The following is an 18,858-nucleotide window of genomic DNA, read 5'->3' on the forward strand; positions in this document are numbered from 1 at the left end:
TTCTTTTTCTAGCAATTGGAAGGAAATAGTGTCTTTAAAAATAGACAATTCTAGAAATGAGTATAGAAAATTGCGCAAACGTTTGCCTAGTTCTAAACTTTATGGTAGAATAAAACACAACATTGATAAGCAAGAGGAAAAACAATGCAAAATCAGACACTTATGCAATACTTTGAATGGTACCTGCCTCACGACGGCCAACACTGGACGCGACTGACAAATGATGCAGAGCACCTAGCCCATCTGGGAATTAGCCACGTCTGGATGCCACCAGCCTTCAAGGCTACAAATGAAAAAGATGTGGGTTATGGGGTATATGACCTATTTGACCTAGGTGAATTTCACCAAAAAGGGACTGTCCGTACCAAGTATGGGGTTAAAGAAGACTATCTTCAAGCCATTCAAGCCCTAAAGGATCAGGGAATTCGACCTATGGCCGATGTGGTGCTCAATCACAAGGCTGCAGCCGATCACATGGAAGCCTTTCAGGTTATTGAAGTGGACCCTGAGGACCGTACCGTTCAACTAAGCGAGCCCTTCACTATCAATGGCTGGACTCACTTTACTTTCGATGGTCGTCAAAATACCTACAATGACTTCCACTGGCACTGGTACCACTTCACAGGTACAGACTACGATGCCAAACGCCGTAAATCTGGCATTTACCTGATCCAAGGGGACAACAAGGGCTGGGCAAACGAGGAATTGGTCGATAATGAAAACGGCAACTACGACTACCTCATGTATGCCGATCTAGACTTTAAGCATCCTGAAGTGATCAAAAATATCTATGACTGGGCTGACTGGTTCATGGAAACGACTGGTATTGCTGGTTTCCGCTTGGATGCCGTCAAACACATTGACTCTTTCTTTATGCGCAATTTCATCCGTGATATGAAGGAAAAATATGGTCAAGATTTCTATGTTTTTGGTGAATTTTGGAATCCAGATAAAGAAGCCAACCTAGACTATCTCGAAAAAACAGAGGAACGTTTTGACCTTGTCGATGTTCGTCTCCACCAGAATCTCTTTGAAGCCAGTCAAGCTGGAGCAAGCTACGACCTCCGTACTATCTTTACTGATAGCTTGGTTGAACTCAAGCCTGACAAGGCTGTCACTTTCGTTGACAACCATGATACTCAACGAGGACAAGCCCTTGAGTCTACTGTTGAAGAATGGTTCAAACCAGCAGCCTATGCTCTTATTCTATTACGCAAAGATGGGCTTCCATGTGTCTTTTACGGAGATTATTACGGCATTTCAGGGCAATTTGCTCAACAAGATTTCAAAGAAGTTCTTGACCGTCTCCTAGCCATCCGAAAAGACTTGGCCTATGGAGAGCAAACAGACTACTTTGACGATGCTAACTGTATAGGTTGGGTTCGTTCAGGTGCTGAACATCAATCCCCAATCGCTGTCCTTATCTCAAATGACCAAGAAAACAGCAAGTCTATGTTTGTTGGTCAAGAATGGGCTAACCAAACCTTTGTAGATTTACTTGGAAATCACCAAGACCAAGTCACAATTGATGCTGAAGGTTATGGAGAATTTCCAGTAGCAGCGGGTTCAGTCAGTGTCTGGGCAGTTAAATAAACCTATCAGTTACAAGCCAGATCCAATCGGATTTGGCTTTTTTGTATTCACAAAAAGACCTACCCAAATGGATAGATCTTTGCTTGATTACAATTTACCTGCTACTGCATCCAAGAGTTCCTGGATTTTCGCTTGGTTGCTTCCTCCTGCCATGGCCATGTCTGGTTTACCACCACCACGTCCATCGACGATTGGAGCCAATTTTTTGATCAGGTTTCCTGCATGCACATCTTTTGTCTTGCTAGCTACAAGAACATTGACTTTGTCACCGATAGCTGCGACAAGAACAAGCACATCAGAGTAGTCTTTTTGTTTCCAGTTATCCGCAAAGGTACGAAGGGCACCTGCGTCTGATACAGAAACTTGGCTTGCAATGTAACGGTGATCGTTGACTTCCTTCACATCCTTGAAGACATCACCTGCGGCGGCGGCAGCGGCTTTTTCTTTCAACTCAGCATTTTCTTTTTGAAGTTGACGGAGTTGTTCTTGAAGACCTTCAACTTTATGAGGCACTTCCTTGAGTTGAGGGGCTTTCAAGGTTACTGCTACTGCTTTCAGAGCGTCTTCTTGTTCGCGATAGGCTTCAAAGGCTTCCTTGCCAGTTACTGCCAAGATACGGCGAGTTCCTGATCCGATACCTTCTTCTTTGACAATCTTGAAGAGACCAATCTCAGAAGTATTGCCAACGTGGGTACCACCACAAAGCTCAACAGAGTAATCACCGATGGTCACAACACGAACTTCTTTACCGTATTTCTCACCAAAGAGGGCCATAGCTCCCATTTCTTTAGCCGTGTCAATATCTGTCTCAACAGTCTTGATAGCAATTGCTTCCCAGATTTTCTCATTGACTTGCTGTTCAATGGCGCGCAACTCTTCAGGAGTTACCGCTTGGAAGTGTGTGAAGTCAAAGCGAAGGAATTCGACTTCGTTAAGGGATCCTGCTTGTGTCGCATGGTTTCCAAGGATATTGTGAAGGGCTGCATGGAGCAAGTGAGTGGCTGTGTGGTTCTTCATAACGCGGTGACGGCGATTGGTATCGATGGCCAATGTGTATTCTTGGTTCAAAGCTAAAGGTGCAAGAACCTCAACCGTATGAAGAGCTTGTCCGTTTGGCGCTTTTTGGACATCTGTTACTGTGGCTACGACATTTCCTTCAGCATCCAAGATTTGACCATGGTCAGCTACTTGTCCACCCATTTCAGCGTAGAATGGAGTCTCCGCAAAGATAAGAGAGGCAGTTCCTTCAGATACAGCTTCTACTTCTGCATTGTCAGCCACGATAGCCACCAACTTAGAAGGCAATTGACTGGCATTGTAGTTAAAGACACTTTCCACTGTAATGTTTTGGAGGGTTTCATTTTGCATTCCCATTGAGCCACCTTTGACAGCTGACGCACGAGCACGTTCTTGCTGCTCTTTCATGGCCGCTTCAAAACCTTCACGGTCTACAGTCATACCCGCTTCTTCAGCGATTTCTTCTGTCAATTCAACTGGGAATCCATATGTATCGTAGAGTTTGAAGACATCTTGCCCAGCGATAACGCTTTGTCCTTTTTCTTTCAAGTCAGCTACAATGGTTTCTGCAAAGTGTTGACCTGAATGAAGGGTACGGGCAAATGACTCTTCTTCGCTCTTGATAATTTTTTCGATAAAGTCACGTTTTTCAAGCACTTCTGGGTAATAGCTTTCCATGATTTTTCCAACAGTTGGAACGAGTTTGTAAAGGAAAGTCTCGTTGATGCCCAATTTTTGACCGTGCATAGAAGCGCGACGGAGGAGACGACGAAGGACATAGCCACGTCCCTCATTTCCAGGAAGAGCACCATCCCCAATGGCAAATGAAAGTGAACGGATGTGGTCCGCAATGACCTTAAAGCTCATGTTATCGCCATCTTGGTCGTAGACCTTACCTGACAATTTCTCAACTTCACGGATAATCGGCATGAAGAGGTCTGTTTCAAAGTTTGTCTTGGCTCCTTGGATAACTGCCACCAAACGCTCCAAACCAGCGCCCGTATCAATGTTCTTGTGTGGCAATTCTTTGTATTCGCTACGAGGAACAGCAGGGTCTGCGTTAAATTGTGACAAAACGATGTTCCAGATTTCGATGTAACGGTCGTTTTCGATATCTTCTGCAAGAAGACGAATACCGATATTTTCTGGGTCAAATGCTTCTCCACGGTCAAAGAAGATTTCTGTATCAGGTCCAGAAGGTCCTGCACCAATTTCCCAGAAGTTATCCTCTATTGGGATCAAGTGGCTTGGGTCCACTCCCACTTCGATCCAACGGTTGTAAGAATCTTTATCATCTGGATAGTAGGTCATGTAGAGTTTTTCAGCAGGGAAATCAAACCATTCTGGGCTTGTCAAGAGTTCATAAGCCCAGGTGATAGCTTCATCACGGAAGTAATCCCCAATAGAGAAGTTCCCCAACATTTCAAACATTGTATGGTGGCGAGCCGTTTTTCCGACATTTTCGATGTCGTTGGTACGGATAGCTTTTTGCGCATTGGTGATACGTGGATTTTCAGGTTTGATAGTCCCGTCAAAATATTTCTTAAGGGTTGCTACCCCAGAGTTGATCCACAAAAGAGTTGGGTCATTTACAGGAACCAAGCTGACTGATGGTTCGACAGAGTGGCCTTTGCTTGCCCAGAAATCTAGCCACATTTGGCGTACTTGAGCACTAGATAGTTGTTTCATAATATCTCCTTATTTACTTGTTTAATTTGATTGGCTTTCTAGCATCTCCACATAGTCAATCGCGACACAGAGGGAAATGACCAGGTCTGCATAAGAGTCTTCATAGACGGTTACGGTGTAAGTTGAGGTCAAATGGAAAATCTCTTTCCGAATCTCGGCAATCACTTGGTCGCGGTCATCCAACAATTTGAAATTCAAATCCCAGATATTACCCTCGATACGAAGCCCCAGATTATCAAACTCATACTTATCTCGCCAGAAGGTCAACTTCTTACGAATAACGAAATTGGAACCGTTTCGTAGCTGAATAGTAAAGCGAGGAAGCAAGGTGAAAAATTCTTTACTGATTTCACTGACCTGCTCACCATAGGCGTCATAGATGGTAAAGGTCTTAGGAATTTGGAAGAAAGATCCCTCCACCTGATAGTTCACTACTCCTCTATCATCCTTGATATCAAAACGTTCGCCCCCAAGACGAAACTTTTGTTTCACGAGAAATGTCTTCATAAACACCTCCAAAATTCAAAAGACAAGCTCACATCACGAAGGGCGAAAAACCGCGGTACCACCTTCATTCAATGAACTTGTCATTCTCTTATTCTTATGCAATTGTCTGATTGAGTAGCATGATTTCCTAGCTTAGATGGCTCGCAGCACCGCCAATTCTCTGGACTAAGATGGAGAGAAAACCAACTCTCAACTTTCTTATTATATCGTTTTTTGGGTTCTGCGTCAACTGGGAAAGCTGACAAGAAAGCATATCTTCTACTTCCGGTACATTTTAAACTGTAGGAAGAGGTCGCTATATTTGCCTGTCCATTTATGGTCAAACTTCTCATAAACTTCTAGGTTTTTCATGGTATCAGCGTCTGGATAGAAGGACTTGTCTTCTTTGGTCTCCTCTGGGAGCAATTCCTTGGCTGTGTTATTTGGTGTTGCATAGCCGACATATTCTGCATTTTTAAGAGCATTTTCGGGTTTTAGCATAAAGTTGATAAAGGCATAGGCGGCATCTTGGTTTTTCACGGTTTTTGGAATGACCATGTTATCAAACCAGAGATTGCTGGCCTCAGTCGGAACGACATACTTAAGGTTAGGATTTTTCTCCAACATCTGGCTAGCTTCCCCAGAGAAGGTGACACCGATGGCAGCATTGTTCTGAATCATGTAACCCTTCATCTCGTCCGCCACAATGGCCTTGATATTTGGAGTCAGTTTGTAGAGCTTATCTACTGTCTCTTCCAACTGCTGTGGATCCTTTGAGTTGAGACTATAACCGAGCGAATTAAGACCAAGTCCCAGCACCTCACGCGCCCCATCAAAGAGCATGATGGAATCCTTGTATTCTGGTTTCCAGAGGTCATCCCAATGCTCAGGCGCCTCATCTACCATGGTTTCATTGTAGACAATTCCCAAGGTCCCCCAGAAGTATGGGATGGAGAATTTATTGCCCGGGTCAAAGGACTGATTGAGGAACTCAGGTCCGATATTTTCGATTCCTTCAATTTTTGAATAATCAAGAGGAACTAAGAGGTCTTCGTCCTTCATCTTATTAATCATGTATTCACTCGGGATGGCAATGTCGTAGGTCGTTCCACCCTGCTTGATCTTGGTATACATGGCTTCGTTGGAGTCAAAAGTCTCGTACTGGACTTGGATGCCTGTTTCTTCTGTGAATTTCTCCAAGAGTTCTGGATCGATATAGTCCCCCCAGTTGTAGATAACCAATTTCTGACTATCTCGGCTGTTGATTTTACTATCTAAATGAGTCGCAATTCCCCACAAGACAAGGATAATCGCTACAATTCCTGCTAAAAATGAATAGAGTTTTTTCATGCTTGCTCCTCCTTCTCACGTGAGATAAAGTAATATCCAACCACTAGGATAATACTAAAGAGAAAGACAAGGGCAGAGAGGGCATTGATTTCTAGCGAAATTCCCTTACGAGCACGAGAATAAATCTCGACTGATAGAGTCGAAAAGCCATTCCCTGTGACAAAGAAGGTCACGGCAAAGTCATCTAGCGAATAGGTGAAGGCCATGAAATAACCTGCAATGATAGACGGAGTCAGATAAGGAAGCATGATTTCCTTAAACATCTGAAACTGGCTGGCACCAAGGTCATAAGCCGCATGGACCATGTCATCATTCATCTCCTTTAGACGAGGTAAGACCATCAAGACCACGATCGGGATGGAAAAGGCCACGTGACTAGATAGAACCGTCAAAAATCCAAGTGAAAACTTAAGCTGGGTAAAGAGAATCAAGAAGCTGGCACCAATCATAACGTCAGGCGCAACCATGAGGATATTATTGAGTGAAAGAAAGGCTTCTTGGTATTTCTTACGAGACTGGTAGATATAGATAGCACCGAAAGTCCCGATAATGGTCGCAATCAAGGCTGATAAAAAGGCCAAGAAAAAGGTCTGGGTGAGGATCAACATGAGGCGACCATCACCAAACATGGTTTTAAAATGGCTCAAGCTAAAGCCTGTAAAACTGTTCATATCATCGCCAGCATTAAAGGCGTAGCCAATCAAGTAAAAAATCGGCAAATAAAGGATGATAAAGACAAAGGCTAGGTAAAGATTGGCAAATTTTTTCATCGTTCTCTCCTTTCCTTGGTCACCCACATGGTGATGAACATGGTCAGGATGAGGATCACACCGATGGTAGAACCCATTCCATAGTTATCATTGGTCAGGAAGTTCTGCTCAATAGCCGTTCCCAGCGTGATAACACGGTTCCCACCAATCAAACGTGTCAGCATGAAGAGACTCAAACTCGGGATAAAGACAGACTGAACCCCACTTCTCACTCCATTCATTGATAGAGGGAAGATAACATGGCGGAAGGTTTCCCACTTGGTCGCACCAAGGTCGTGGCTGGCATTGATGAGATTGTTATCCATATCATCCAAGACATTGAAAATCGGCAAAATCATAAAGGGAAGCTCGATGTAGCTTGCGACAAAGATAAAGGAGAAATCCGTAAAGAGCAACTGCTGCGAACCGATTCCGATAAATTCCAAAAATTGGTTAATAGAGCCATTTTGACCAAAAATCCCGATAAAGGCATAGGCCTTGAGGAGCAGGTTAATCCAGGTTGGCAGAATAATCAGCATGAGCCATAGTTGACGGTGCTTAAGACGAGTCAAAAAGAGGGCTGTCGGATAACTGATGAGCAGTGTTACTAAGGTCACAATTCCTGCATAAAGCACAGAGTTGAAGCTCATTTTGAGGTAGGTCAAGTTTTGTGACGCAAAGTAGGATTTATAGTTTTCTAAACTAAACTGCCCTTCGATGTTGAAAAAGGATTGACCAAAAATCAAGACCAAGGGTGCGAGGACGAAGAGGGCAATCCAAAGCATGTAGGGCACTACAAAGAGTTTAGAGGTTGTTTTCTTCATCTCTTTCCTCCTCGATCGCGTTAATCAGACCTGCTTCTTGCTCTTCGATTTCTACGTACTCCTCGATACGTGCATCGAACTCTTCTTCGGTTTCGTTGAGACGCATGATGTGGATGTCTTCTGGTTCAAAGTCCAGACCGATTTCCTCTCCAACAATGGCCTTACGAGTCGAGTGAATCATCCATTCATTTCCGAGTTCGTCATAGGCGATAATCTCGTAGTGCACCCCACGGAAGAGTTGGGTATCCACCTTGACTTGGAGCTTGCCTTCTTCAGGAAGGGTAATGCGCAAGTCCTCTGGACGAATGACAATCTCGACAGGCTCACTTGGCTTCATCCCCCCGTCGACCGCTTCAAAGCGTTTGCCATTGAACTCGACCAAGTAGTCCTCAATCATGGTTCCTGGCAAGATATTGGACTCACCAATAAAAGTGGCAACAAAGTGGTTGATTGGCTCATCGTAGATGTCCACCGGCGTTCCAGACTGAACAATCTCGCCATCGTTCATAACGAAAATCCAGTCACTCATAGCAAGGGCTTCTTCCTGATCGTGAGTGACAAATACGAAGGTAATTCCCAATCGTTGTTGCAATTCACGCAGTTCGTACTGCATGTCTGTTCGCAATTTCAAGTCCAGCGCTGACAAAGGCTCGTCCAGCAAGACCACACGGGGTTGGTTAATAATGGCACGGGCAATGGCCACACGCTGACGTTGTCCTCCAGAGAGTTTACGGATGGAACGTTTCTCATAACCTTCCAACTGAACCATCTTGAGAACTTCCGCTACGCGTTGTTCGATTTCTTTCTTGTCGATCTTACGCAAGCGGAGTGGAAAGGCAACATTTTCAAACACATTCATATGTGGAAACAAGGCATAGGATTGAAAGACCGTATGGACATCTCGTTTATTGGTTGGGATGTCGTTAATCCGTACCCCATCCAGTAAAATATCCCCTGTCGTCGCATCCAGTAAACCTGCAATGATATTTAGAATGGTTGATTTCCCTGAACCAGATGCGCCTAAAAGAGTGTAAAACTTCCCTTCTTCCAACTCAAAGTTGATGTCTTTGAGAACCTTGGTGTTGCTGTCTTCAAAAACTTTAGAAACGTTTTTGAATTCAATAATTGGTTTTTTCAATTGTCATAAATTCCTTCTTTTTCATAAATTAACAGATCAGGGCTCTGTCAGGCCACTACTACCTCGTGTAGGAGATTGAACTGCCTACATGCATCTTCGCTAACGATAGGCTTTCACCCCCTTTCCATTGACATAGTAGCAGCTTTTCTGCCTAAATTTTATTCTTTCTCACCCAAGATTCGGACTTCTCTCTCAAGGGTGACACCTGAGTGTTCCTTGACTTTTTCAATAACAGATTGGATCAAGTCCTCATAGTCTTTGGCCGTTCCGTCAGCAACATTAATCATAAATCCTGCGTGCTTTTCAGACACTTCAACACCACCGATACGATAGCCCTTGAGACCAGCCTCTGAAATCAACTGACCTGCAAAATGCCCCACTGGACGCTTAAAGACTGAACCACAAGATGGGTATTCTAGAGGTTGTTTGAGTTCACGTAGGTGCGTCAAGCGATCCATTTCTTGCTTGATAACCTGATGATTTCCTGGAGATAGGGCAAATTTAGCTGACAAAACAACAGCTCCAGAATCTTGAACAGCTGAATGACGGTAACCAAAAGCCAATTCCTTGGCAGATAAGGTCTCGATTTCCCCTTCCTTGGTCAAAACTTGACAAGACTGCAAGATATGAGCAATCTCTCCTCCATAGGCACCCGCATTCATAAAGACTGCTCCACCGACGCTCCCTGGAATGCCACAGGCAAACTCGAATCCAGTCAAACTATGACGAAGGGCAATACGTGTCGTTTCAATCAAGTTGGCCCCAGCTTCCGCTTCAATGGTATAACCATCAACTGAAACGTTATTGAGCTTGTCACACAAGATGACAAATCCACGAATTCCACCGTCACGAACGATAATATTGCTGGCATTCCCTAGCACCATCCAAGGAATATTCTCTTGATTGGCAAATTGAACGACACGCGCCATCTCATAGCGATTGCGTGGTAAAACCAGATAATCCGCTCGTCCCCCTACCTTAGTGTAGGTATAGAGCTTCAAGGGTTCCTTAAAACGAATATCAATTCCTTCTAATTGTTCTTGTATTCTAGTTACTAATGTCATATCTCTCATCCTTTTGTAAAGTGATTTCATTATACCATTTTTAAAGATTTTTGACGACTGGAAATTTCTGTATCCAATCTTCACATAAAAAAAGAGGTCACCCCTCTTTTTATGATTTTTTCCAAAATGTAGATTTTGTTAGCCAGACAAGAGCTATAAGTTCTGCGAGAAGAATGAACTCAACTAGAAGCGGATTTGTAATCCATCCCACTTGAGATAGAGCTGGAGCCAAGTCAAACAAAGCATGCAAGCCATAGGCAGCAACGAGGTAGATCCATTTCTTTTGACGGACACTTTGATAGACCCAGACAGTAAGGCTAATTTGGAGAACCAGAGCAAGCACACGCTCAACCCCTAGTAGATAGACCTGCCATGCTGATAGAGACTGAACTGTTTCTAATGTACTCTTTGTAAGAAGATTCGCCGCATCAGTATTTGATGACTGTACTAGTGAAAAGAGGATCAAAAGGCTAATCAAACTTCCCATTCCGAGATAGAGCATCTCCAAGCCCCCATGTCCTAAGCCATAAGCCCAAGCATCTCGATCTTCCAACTTTCTCTTTTTCTCCAACCATTTAAAAAAGACAAGACGAGCCGTTTCCTCAAAGAGGGCAGCCATGGCGATTCCATAAAGGACATATAAGAAAGGTTGCTCCTGCATGAGCGGAATGGTTCCATCTTTTTGCGGATGGAGTACCAGAAGATGAACCATCTTCTCTAACACTTGAGAAGAAACAAAAAATGCGATTGCCCCCAAGCCCATCACTGCAAGAGAGATTTTAAACCGTTTTTTGGCATACCAAGTTCCACCTACTAGAATGAGAACCAAAGCAATCATGGTAAGGATAATATGTACTGTCATCTTTTTCTCCTATTCCGACTTATCAATATCTTTCTTCATCTCGTCAACGTTAAATTTAGCAAATAAATACTGGCGATCTTGGACTGGAAAACGTTGGTCCAACTGGTCGACTGCCCCAACCTCGATCATTCCTTCTTTGATAACAAAGTCCATCACATGCCCACCAAAGGTCAAATCATCTGAGATAAAATGCAAATGGTAGCCTGCAACACTCACCCCATGGAAAATCTCTGGTGTCCAAAATCCAACAATGGTCCCCGATACATTTTCACGGCTATATTCAGGTTGGTGAGTCGTGACATCAGCGAACTTGGTATCAGGTGTGGATTTGGGAATCATCCGTACGTGCATTTGTGAAAATTCACCATGAATCTTGATGGAACGAAAAAGATTTTCCCCATCATAGTAGGACTCAATTCGCTTTTCCAATTCCTTATCTGTCATCTCAAAACGCTGACGGAAAATCACTTCTGCCTGATGAGGAACCACTGCTGCATAGGGAATAAGGGCATCTGCTGCGACCTCAACGATTTCAGGCGTTTGACCAGATCCCTTGGCTTGATATGCCTTACCATCAAGGACAATCAACTCCCCATCAATCGAATCCAATGTCCCCAAGCCGAGGTCACCATGTTCCAGCAACTCTCCCACTGTCATGGTTCCACCATAGAGACCTGCCATTAGGGCACCTAAAGTATTGTATTGAAATAATTTTACCGGTTCCTGCACTTTTCTATCCATTCTCTTTCTTATCTTTTATTCAATGAATCATCATACTTTCTAAGTATACCACATTTGCTCCTAGTTGTGAAAGGGAGAAATGCTTTTCCCATTGCAAAGGAGGCAAAAAAAAGGTACAATGTAACAAAATCAAGGGAGGTCTGGAATGAAGAAAGAAAGTAAATACCAAGCAGTCGTTTCCTTTCTCAAAAAAGGTATCGAATCAGGAAAATTTCCAACAGGTAGCCGGCTTCCCTCTATCCGTCAACTGAGCCAAGACTTTCACTGTAGCAAGGACACTATCCAACGATCCCTACTGGAATTACGCCATGAACAATACCTCTATGCCAAACCCCAAAGTGGCTACTATGTTCTAGAACAAGGACAGCACCAAGACTTGGAAATTGAAGTCACTGACGAGCATGCTAGTGCTTATGACGATTTCAGACTCTGCGTCAACGAAACCCTGATAGGCCGAGAAAACTACCTCTTCAACTACTATGACAACCAAGAAGGCCTTGAGGAACTCAGACAATCTGTCCATCAACTCCTCTTTGACCAAGCCCTCTACTGTAAACCCGATCAACTTGTTCTAACTTCTGGCACCCAGCAAGCTCTCTTTATCCTTTCTCAGATTAACTTTCCGAGCGAGGGAGCTGAGATTTTGGTCGAACAACCGACCTACCACCGAATGAATCGCCTCTTGGTCGCTCAAGGATTAGCCTACCAGACCATTGAACGCCGTATTGATGGCATTGACCTTGAAGAACTGGAAGAACAGTTCAAATCTGGGAAAATCAAGTTTTTCTACACTATTCCTCGCTTCCACTATCCTCTAGGTCATTCCTATTCTGATCAGGAAAAAAGGGCTATTCTAGATCTAGCAAACCAGTATGGTGTTTACATCGTAGAGGATGACTATCTAGGAGATTTAGACCCTAAAAAAGGGCAGACCTTCCACTATCTGGACACTGAGGATCGGGTCATTTATATCAAGTCCTTCTCAACCAGCCTCTTTCCAGCCCTTCGTATTACCGCTCTCATTCTCCCAAATGCCCTAAAAAAGGCCTTTGTTTCCTACAAAAATATCCTGGACTATGACAGCAATCTCATCATGCAAAAGGCTCTCTCTCTTTACATCGATAGCCAGCTATTTGAAAAAAATCGACTGGCCAGACTGACCCTTCAAGAGAACTATCAGAATCGGATAAAGGAAGTACTTGAAGAGAACACCTGTCCCTTGCCCCACTATCCTCTACATGATGGTCTTTTGCTTGATTTGAGAGACTATCCTAAAATCACCAGTTTAAAACACAGCTCACTCAAACTAGACTTTTTTGAGAAGGCTTATTTGGACGCCTGTCCTTATCAGTTCGCCAAAGTCACTCTTGAAAATCTAGAAGAGTTATTAGAATACCTAAAAGCAGAATTGGATTAAATTCCAACTCTGCTCTTTTTTATTGTTCAACTTCTGTTAGTTTCGCTGCTTTTTCTAGATAGCTTTGATAGGTTCCGTCATCTTTTAGTTTTTGGATAACCTTATCGACTACTGCTTTCAAGTCTGATTGATTCTTCTTAATAGCAACAGCATTGGCTTCGCCATCTTTCATCGTCAAATTAACAGTTGCAACGGCAAGATCTGAGTTTTTACCTGCGTAGCTAAGAGCAACTGGTTCATCCATATGAACAGCATCCACTTTTCCAGCTTGCAATTCATTAACTGCTTCCCCCATATTGGTCAAGGATGTCAATTGGGCATTTGGCAATTGTTCCTTCACCATAGTTTCTGGAACGGTTCCCTTTTGAGCAGCGATATTCGCACTTGCGAGGCTTGAAAGATCCTTGTACTTATCTAAATCGGCTTTTCTAACCAAGAAACTCATCTTGTTTTCATAGTAAGGGATTGAAAAGTCAAAGACTTCCTTTCTCTCATCTGTGGCACTAATTCCTGCAATGGCTAAGTCAGCCTTTCCAGTTTGAAGACTAGTCAAAACATTGTCAAAACTCATGCTAGAGATTTCAAGTTTAACCCCAAGCTCATCCGCAATCGCTTGAGCCATATCAATATCTGCCCCAACCACTTGGTTTTTACCATCTACCAAGGATTGGAATTCAAATGGTGCATAGTCTGGGCTGGTCGCAACGACTAGCTTTCCTTTTTGTCTGATAGCGTCCACAGCAGACTGGGAACTATCCGTACTGGATTGACAAGCTACTAAAATCACGCTAGCAAGCATGCTACACACAACTAATATCCATTTCTTAAATTTCATAAATAAACGACCTTTCTGTTATTTCTGAATAATTATAACTCTTTTAAAAATAGTTGTCAACCCTTTTAGAGATTTTGAATGTAAAATAATTCTTTTCATAAAAAGAAGACTGATTTATCACAATCAGCCTTTTATTCTGTATATTTAAACTGTTCCTTATAGCTCGACAATCTTCCCTGTTTCAAAGTAAACAACCCATTCACAGATATTTTTAGCGTAGTCTCCGATACGTTCCAAGAAGGAAATGACCTGGAAGTAATCACGGCCTGTAACGATGGCTTCAGGATGTTTCTTAATTTCTTCTGTGGCCAAATCACGAATGCTATCAAAGTAATGGTTGATTTTTTCGTCCATCGCTGCTACTTCGTAGGCTTGATCCACCGAACCGTTCAGATAGAGATCTAGAGCCGCTTCGACGAAGTTTTTCACATCGCGTCCCATCTTTTTGATCTCTTCTTCAACTGCAGGAATGCGTTGTTCCCCCTTCATACGAATAGTTGCTTTTGCGATTGACACTGCATGGTCTCCCATGCGTTCCAGGTCTGATACTGCCTTAAGAACGGTCAATACAGTACGGAGGTCTTGAGAAACAGGTTGTTGAAGCGCGATCATTTCAAATGATTTCTTTTCGAGTTTCACTTCATATCCATTTACTTCTGCATCTTCCTCAATAACTTCTTTTGCCAAATCACGGTCATGTGTGACAAAGGCACGCACTGTACGATTGATTTGTGAGAGCACTTCTTGTCCCATGGCATAGAACTGGTTGTGCAATTTCTCCAAATCTTCTTCAAATTGAGATCGTAACATCATTCAACTCCTTATCCAAATTTTCCTGTAATATAATCTTCTGTTTCCTTGTTTTGTGGGTCTAGGAACATTTTCTTCGTATCGTTAAACTCAATCAAATCCCCATCTAGGAAAAATCCTGTTTTATCAGAGATACGAGAGGCCTGTTGCATCGAACGTGTTACCAAAAGCATGGTGTATTTATCTTTCAGACCATACAAGGTTTCCTCAATCTTACCAGCCGAGATAGGATCCAAAGCTGAAGTCGGTTCATCCAAGAGAATAATCTTGGGACTTGTTGCTAAGACACGGGCAACACAAACACGTTGCTGTTGGCCACCTGAGAGACCAATGGCTGAATCATGCAAGCGATCCTTGACCTCATCCCAGATAGAAGCACGTTGCAAAGCTTTTTCTACTGCTTCATCCAAAACATGTTTATCCTTGACTCCATTGATACGTAGGCCGTAGACAACATTTTCATAGATAGACATAGGGAAAGGATTGGGCTGTTGAAAGACCATACCGATTTCCTTACGCAATTCAACCGTATCGGTACGCGGACTGTAGATATTGTGACCATTATAAATCACTGTTCCAGTTGTTGTCACCTCAGGATTTAAATCGCCCATGCGGTTGATGGCTTTGAGAAGAGTGGACTTTCCTGATCCAGAAGGACCAATCAAGGCTGTTATTTCCTTAGGTTGGAAAGAAAGGGAAACACTATTCAAAGCCTTCTTTTTATTGTAATAAACGGACAGGTCCTTAACCTGCAAAATCGGTTCTGTCATACTGCTTCCTTTCTAACCAAAGTGTCCCGTTACATAGTCATTGGTTGACTGTAACTTAGCATTTTGGAAAATATTGGATGTCTTATCATACTCAATCAAATCACCCAAGTAGAAAAATCCTGTGTAGTCACTTGCACGCGCAGCCTGTTGCATACTGTGGGTAACGATGATGATGGTAAAGTCCTTCTTCAATTCCAACATGGTTTCTTCCAGTTGGGCTGTCGCAATCGGATCCAAGGCTGACGCCGGTTCATCCATCAAGAGGATGTCTGGCTTGACAGAGATGGCGCGAGCGATACAGAGACGTTGTTGTTGTCCACCAGAAAGCATCAAGGCTGATTTGTGGAGGTCGTCTTTGACCTGGTCCCAAAGGGCAGCCTGTCGGAGAGAGGTTTCGACAATTTCATCAAGTACTTTCTTGTCCTTAACACCTGCACGTTCATGAGCAAAAGTGATGTTGCGGTAAATAGACTTGGCAAATGGATTTGGACGTTGGAAGACCATTCCGATATGCTTGCGCATCTCATAGACATTGATTTCTGGACGGTTGACGTCAATCCCTCGGTAGAGGATTTGACCTGTGACCTTGGCAATATCAATGGTATCATTCATCCGATTGAGACTGCGAAGATAAGTAGATTTCCCAGATCCAGAAGGACCAATCAAGGCTGTAATTTTATTTTTTTCAAATTGCATATCGATGCCCTTAATGGATTCATTTTTACCGTAGTAAACATGTAAATCCTTGGTAGAGAGGGCCACTTTTTCTTCAGGGAAGGTGATGATATGCTTTTCATCCCAGTTATATTTTGACATGGCTTCTCCTTTAGGCAGCGGTTAATTTCTTGTGTAAATAGCTTCCGAGTTTGCGTGCTCCAAAGTTAAAAATCAAGATAAAGATGAGGAGCACGGCGGCAGAACCAGCAGATACGATGGTAGCATCAGGAATGGTTCCTTCACTGTTGACCTTCCAGATGTGGACAGCCAAGGTTTCTGCTTGACGGAAGATAGAGATTGGACTGGTAACACTGAGAATATTCCAGTTAGACCAGTCAAGGGCTGGAGCGGATTGTCCTGCCGTATAGATAAGAGCGGCGGCCTCACCAAAGATTCGGCCAGAGGCCAAGACAACACCCGTTACGATACCTGGAAGGGCTTCTGGAATGACGACATGGACCACAGTCTCCCAACGAGAGATACCAAGAGCTAAGCCAGCCTCACGTTGTGTATGGTGAACGTGTTTTAAACTGTCTTCAACATTTCGAGTCATCTGTGGCAGATTAAACACTGTCAAGGCCAAGGCACCTGAAATGATTGAAAATCCATACTCAAACTGGACTACAAAAATCAAGTAACCAAAGAGACCCACAACGACTGATGGTAGAGAAGACAAGATTTCAATACAGGTTCTGACAAAATTTGTCACAGGACCCTTTTTTGCATATTCAGCTAGGTAAATCCCAGCCCCCATAGACAAAGGCACAGAGATAATCAAAGTAATTACTAAAAGGAAGAAGGAATTGTAGAGCTGAATCCCGATACCCCCACCTGCTTGATAAGAGGAGGATTTCCCTGTCAAGAAGGACCAAGAGATATGTGGTAACCCTCTCACCAAGATATAGAGAATCAAGGATGCCAAGATGGCAACGATGATACCCGCGATGGTATAGAGGACAGCTGTTGCAAGTTTATCTAATTTCTTAGCGTGCATAGTTTTTCTTTCCTCTTTCTTTCGTAATCAATTTAATCACACTGTTAAAGGCTAAACTCATCAAGAGCAAGACTAGGGCCAGTGACCAGAGAACGTTATTATCAACCGTTCCCATGACGGTATTTCCGATACCCATAGTCAATACAGATGTCAAGGTCGCAGCTGGTGTTGTTAACGAAGTTGGGATGACTGCTGAGTTTCCGACAACCATCTGAATAGCAAGGGCTTCACCGAAGGCACGCGCCATCCCAAAGACCACTGCAGTGAAAATACCTGAACGTGCTGCTTTCAAGGTCACACGCCAGATGGTTTGCCAACGAGTGGCTCCCATAGCCAAACTGGCTTCACGGTAATGACGAGGAACAGCACGCAGGCTATCTGTTGTCATAAAGGTTACAGTTGGTAGGATCATGACAAAAAGAACGAAAATCCCTGACAAAATTCCGAAACCAGTTCCACCAAAGACGCTACGAACAAAAGGTACCACAACTTGCAAACCGATAAATCCATAGACGACTGAAGGAATACCGACGAGGAGTTCAATGGCTGGTTGCAAGATTTTTGCGCCCTTTGGTGATACTTCTGTCATAAAGACTGCAGCTCCGATGGCGAAGGGAGTTGCGATGAGGGCTGATAAAATCGTCACAATAAAGGAACCCAAAATCATCGGAAGGGCACCAAATTGTTTCCCTGAAGGATTCCAAGTTTGTCCAAAGAGGAAATCAAAGATGTTCACTCCATTGACAAAGAAGGTTGATAAGCCTTTTTGGGCTACAAAAATCAAAATCATCGCCACAATGATGACAATCAAAGAAAGGCAGGTGAAGGTCAAACCTTTACCAAACTTCTCAAGGCGAGAGTTCTTTGAAGGAGAGAGTAATTTTTTAGATAATTCTTCTTGATTCATTATTGACCTCCTTCTACTGCTGTAACGGTACCTGAAGCATCCTTTTGGACTTTCATTTCATTGATAGAGATATAGCCCATGCCCTTAACAATTCCATTTTGGGCTTCATCTGAGAGGACGAAATTCAGGAATTCAGCAGCTAACTCATTTGGCTGACCGAGTGTGTACATATGTTCATAAGAGCACAAAGGCCAATTATTAGTCGTTACATTTTCAGACGTAGGCTCATACCCATTCAGTTTCATACTTTTCACTGAGTCATCTACATAGGCAAAGGCTAGGTAAGAAATAGCTCCAGGTGTTTGGGATACAATCGACTTGACCATCCCGTTAGAATCCTGTTCTTGGCTCTGCATTGCCGATTGCCCATTCATAACCACCGTATCAAACGTCGCTCGTGAACCAGAACTTGCTGCTCGGTTGATGATTGAAATGGCCAGGTCTTTGCCCCCAACTTCTTTCCAGTTGGTCACTTCACCTGTAAAGATTTTGCGAAGTTGCTCGGTTGTGAGATTTTCAACATCCACTTCCTTGTTTACAATCACTGCAAGACCAGCCACTGCAACCTTGTGGTCTACCAGAGCTGAAGCATCGATTCCATCTTTTTCCTCTGCAAAGACGTCAGAGTTCCCGATGTCTACTGCTCCAGACTGGACTTGGGAAAGTCCTGTACCCGATCCACCACCTTGAACATTGACTGTTTTTCCGATGTTTCTAGAACCAAATTCATCTGCTGCTGCTTCGACAAGAGGCTGAAGAGCTGTTGAACCAACGGCTGTCATGGATTCTCCACGATCAATCCAGCTAGCACATCCTGCTAGAGAACCTGCCATCAAAAGAGCTGCAAGAGACATGACGAGCTTTTTTCTTTTTTTCACTGTTATTCTCCTTGAAC

18 protein-coding genes are annotated in these 18,858 nt (G+C 43.4%); 2 read left to right on the plus strand and 16 right to left on the minus strand.

What is annotated here, in order from left to right:
- Positions 1 to 144 precede the first annotated feature (144 nt).
- On the plus strand, positions 145 to 1,593 hold the full coding sequence (locus ATE37_RS02510; protein ID WP_084867576.1) for an alpha-amylase: 1,449 nt from the start codon (positions 145 to 147) through the stop codon (positions 1,591 to 1,593).
- Positions 1,594 to 1,680: 87 nt separating this feature from the next.
- Here the strand turns inward: ATE37_RS02510 and alaS are convergent, their stop codons facing one another.
- The 9 genes from alaS to budA all read right to left on the minus strand — a co-directional run bounded on the left by alaS (position 1,681) and on the right by budA (position 11,513).
- Positions 1,681 to 4,299, minus strand: a complete 2,619-nt coding sequence (gene alaS, locus ATE37_RS02515; protein ID WP_084867578.1) for an alanine--tRNA ligase — start codon at positions 4,297 to 4,299, stop codon at positions 1,681 to 1,683.
- A 21-nt stretch (positions 4,300 to 4,320) separates the two neighbouring features.
- Entirely contained in the window at positions 4,321 to 4,806 is a 486-nt protein-coding gene (locus ATE37_RS02520; RefSeq protein ID WP_000847087.1) for an LURP-one-related/scramblase family protein, read from the minus strand.
- A 258-nt stretch (positions 4,807 to 5,064) separates the two neighbouring features.
- Positions 5,065 to 6,135 carry an ABC transporter substrate-binding protein gene (locus tag ATE37_RS02525; protein ID WP_084867579.1) on the minus strand — a complete coding sequence of 357 codons (1,071 nt, stop codon included), beginning with the start codon at positions 6,133 to 6,135 and terminating at the stop codon, positions 5,065 to 5,067.
- A complete protein-coding gene (locus ATE37_RS02530; RefSeq protein ID WP_084867581.1) occupies positions 6,132 to 6,905 on the minus strand; it encodes an ABC transporter permease in 774 nt (257 codons plus the stop codon). The genes ATE37_RS02525 and ATE37_RS02530 overlap by 4 nt, the downstream gene beginning before the upstream one ends.
- Complete coding sequence (locus ATE37_RS02535) at positions 6,902 to 7,708, minus strand: ABC transporter permease (protein ID WP_084867582.1); 807 nt, start codon at positions 7,706 to 7,708, stop codon at positions 6,902 to 6,904. The genes ATE37_RS02530 and ATE37_RS02535 overlap by 4 nt, the downstream gene beginning before the upstream one ends.
- Positions 7,689 to 8,846 (minus strand): ABC transporter ATP-binding protein, encoded by a 1,158-nt coding sequence (locus ATE37_RS02540; protein ID WP_084867584.1) that lies wholly within the window; start codon positions 8,844 to 8,846, stop codon positions 7,689 to 7,691. Before ATE37_RS02540 ends, ATE37_RS02535 begins: the two co-directional genes overlap by 20 nt.
- Before the next feature lie 158 nt (positions 8,847 to 9,004).
- A complete protein-coding gene (gene murB / locus ATE37_RS02545; protein ID WP_084867585.1) occupies positions 9,005 to 9,910 on the minus strand; it encodes a UDP-N-acetylmuramate dehydrogenase in 906 nt (301 codons plus the stop codon).
- Between the two features lie 109 nt (positions 9,911 to 10,019).
- Positions 10,020 to 10,772 carry a YhfC family intramembrane metalloprotease gene (locus tag ATE37_RS02550; RefSeq protein ID WP_084867587.1) on the minus strand — a complete coding sequence of 251 codons (753 nt, stop codon included), beginning with the start codon at positions 10,770 to 10,772 and terminating at the stop codon, positions 10,020 to 10,022.
- 9 nt (positions 10,773 to 10,781) lie between these two features.
- Positions 10,782 to 11,513, minus strand: a complete 732-nt coding sequence (gene budA, locus ATE37_RS02555) for an acetolactate decarboxylase (protein WP_084867588.1) — start codon at positions 11,511 to 11,513, stop codon at positions 10,782 to 10,784.
- Between the two features lie 145 nt (positions 11,514 to 11,658).
- On the opposite strand from budA, the gene ATE37_RS02560 reads away from it, so the two are divergent.
- Complete coding sequence (locus tag ATE37_RS02560) at positions 11,659 to 12,930, plus strand: aminotransferase-like domain-containing protein (RefSeq protein ID WP_084867590.1); 1,272 nt, start codon at positions 11,659 to 11,661, stop codon at positions 12,928 to 12,930.
- A 19-nt stretch (positions 12,931 to 12,949) separates the two neighbouring features.
- On the opposite strand, the gene ATE37_RS02565 is transcribed toward ATE37_RS02560, so the two are convergent.
- From ATE37_RS02565 to ATE37_RS02595, 7 genes are all read right to left on the minus strand, one after another.
- The gene (locus ATE37_RS02565; RefSeq protein WP_084867591.1) at positions 12,950 to 13,765 is read right to left on the minus strand and encodes an ABC transporter substrate-binding protein; all 816 of its coding nucleotides are present in this window, start codon (positions 13,763 to 13,765) and stop codon (positions 12,950 to 12,952) included.
- Between the two features lie 156 nt (positions 13,766 to 13,921).
- Positions 13,922 to 14,575: a phosphate signaling complex protein PhoU gene (gene phoU / locus ATE37_RS02570; RefSeq protein WP_000946475.1), complete on the minus strand. Its 654-nt coding sequence runs from the start codon at positions 14,573 to 14,575 to the stop codon at positions 13,922 to 13,924.
- A gap of 11 nt (positions 14,576 to 14,586) precedes the next feature.
- The gene (gene pstB, locus ATE37_RS02575) at positions 14,587 to 15,345 is read right to left on the minus strand and encodes a phosphate ABC transporter ATP-binding protein PstB (protein WP_000138669.1); all 759 of its coding nucleotides are present in this window, start codon (positions 15,343 to 15,345) and stop codon (positions 14,587 to 14,589) included.
- Between the two features lie 12 nt (positions 15,346 to 15,357).
- Positions 15,358 to 16,161 (minus strand): phosphate ABC transporter ATP-binding protein PstB, encoded by an 804-nt coding sequence (pstB, locus tag ATE37_RS02580; protein WP_000049851.1) that lies wholly within the window; start codon positions 16,159 to 16,161, stop codon positions 15,358 to 15,360.
- Between the two features lie 10 nt (positions 16,162 to 16,171).
- Complete coding sequence (gene pstA, locus ATE37_RS02585) at positions 16,172 to 17,056, minus strand: phosphate ABC transporter permease PstA (RefSeq protein ID WP_000543049.1); 885 nt, start codon at positions 17,054 to 17,056, stop codon at positions 16,172 to 16,174.
- On the minus strand, positions 17,046 to 17,963 hold the full coding sequence (gene pstC / locus ATE37_RS02590; RefSeq protein WP_001070951.1) for a phosphate ABC transporter permease subunit PstC: 918 nt from the start codon (positions 17,961 to 17,963) through the stop codon (positions 17,046 to 17,048). Before pstC ends, pstA begins: the two co-directional genes overlap by 11 nt.
- Positions 17,963 to 18,841: a phosphate ABC transporter substrate-binding protein PstS gene (locus ATE37_RS02595; protein ID WP_084867593.1), complete on the minus strand. Its 879-nt coding sequence runs from the start codon at positions 18,839 to 18,841 to the stop codon at positions 17,963 to 17,965. Before ATE37_RS02595 ends, pstC begins: the two co-directional genes overlap by 1 nt.
- Positions 18,842 to 18,858: the final 17 nt, after the last annotated feature.

Origin of the sequence: Streptococcus oralis subsp. tigurinus (assembly GCF_002093575.1) — a bacterium.
GTDB classification, from domain to species: domain Bacteria; phylum Bacillota; class Bacilli; order Lactobacillales; family Streptococcaceae; genus Streptococcus; species Streptococcus oralis_CH.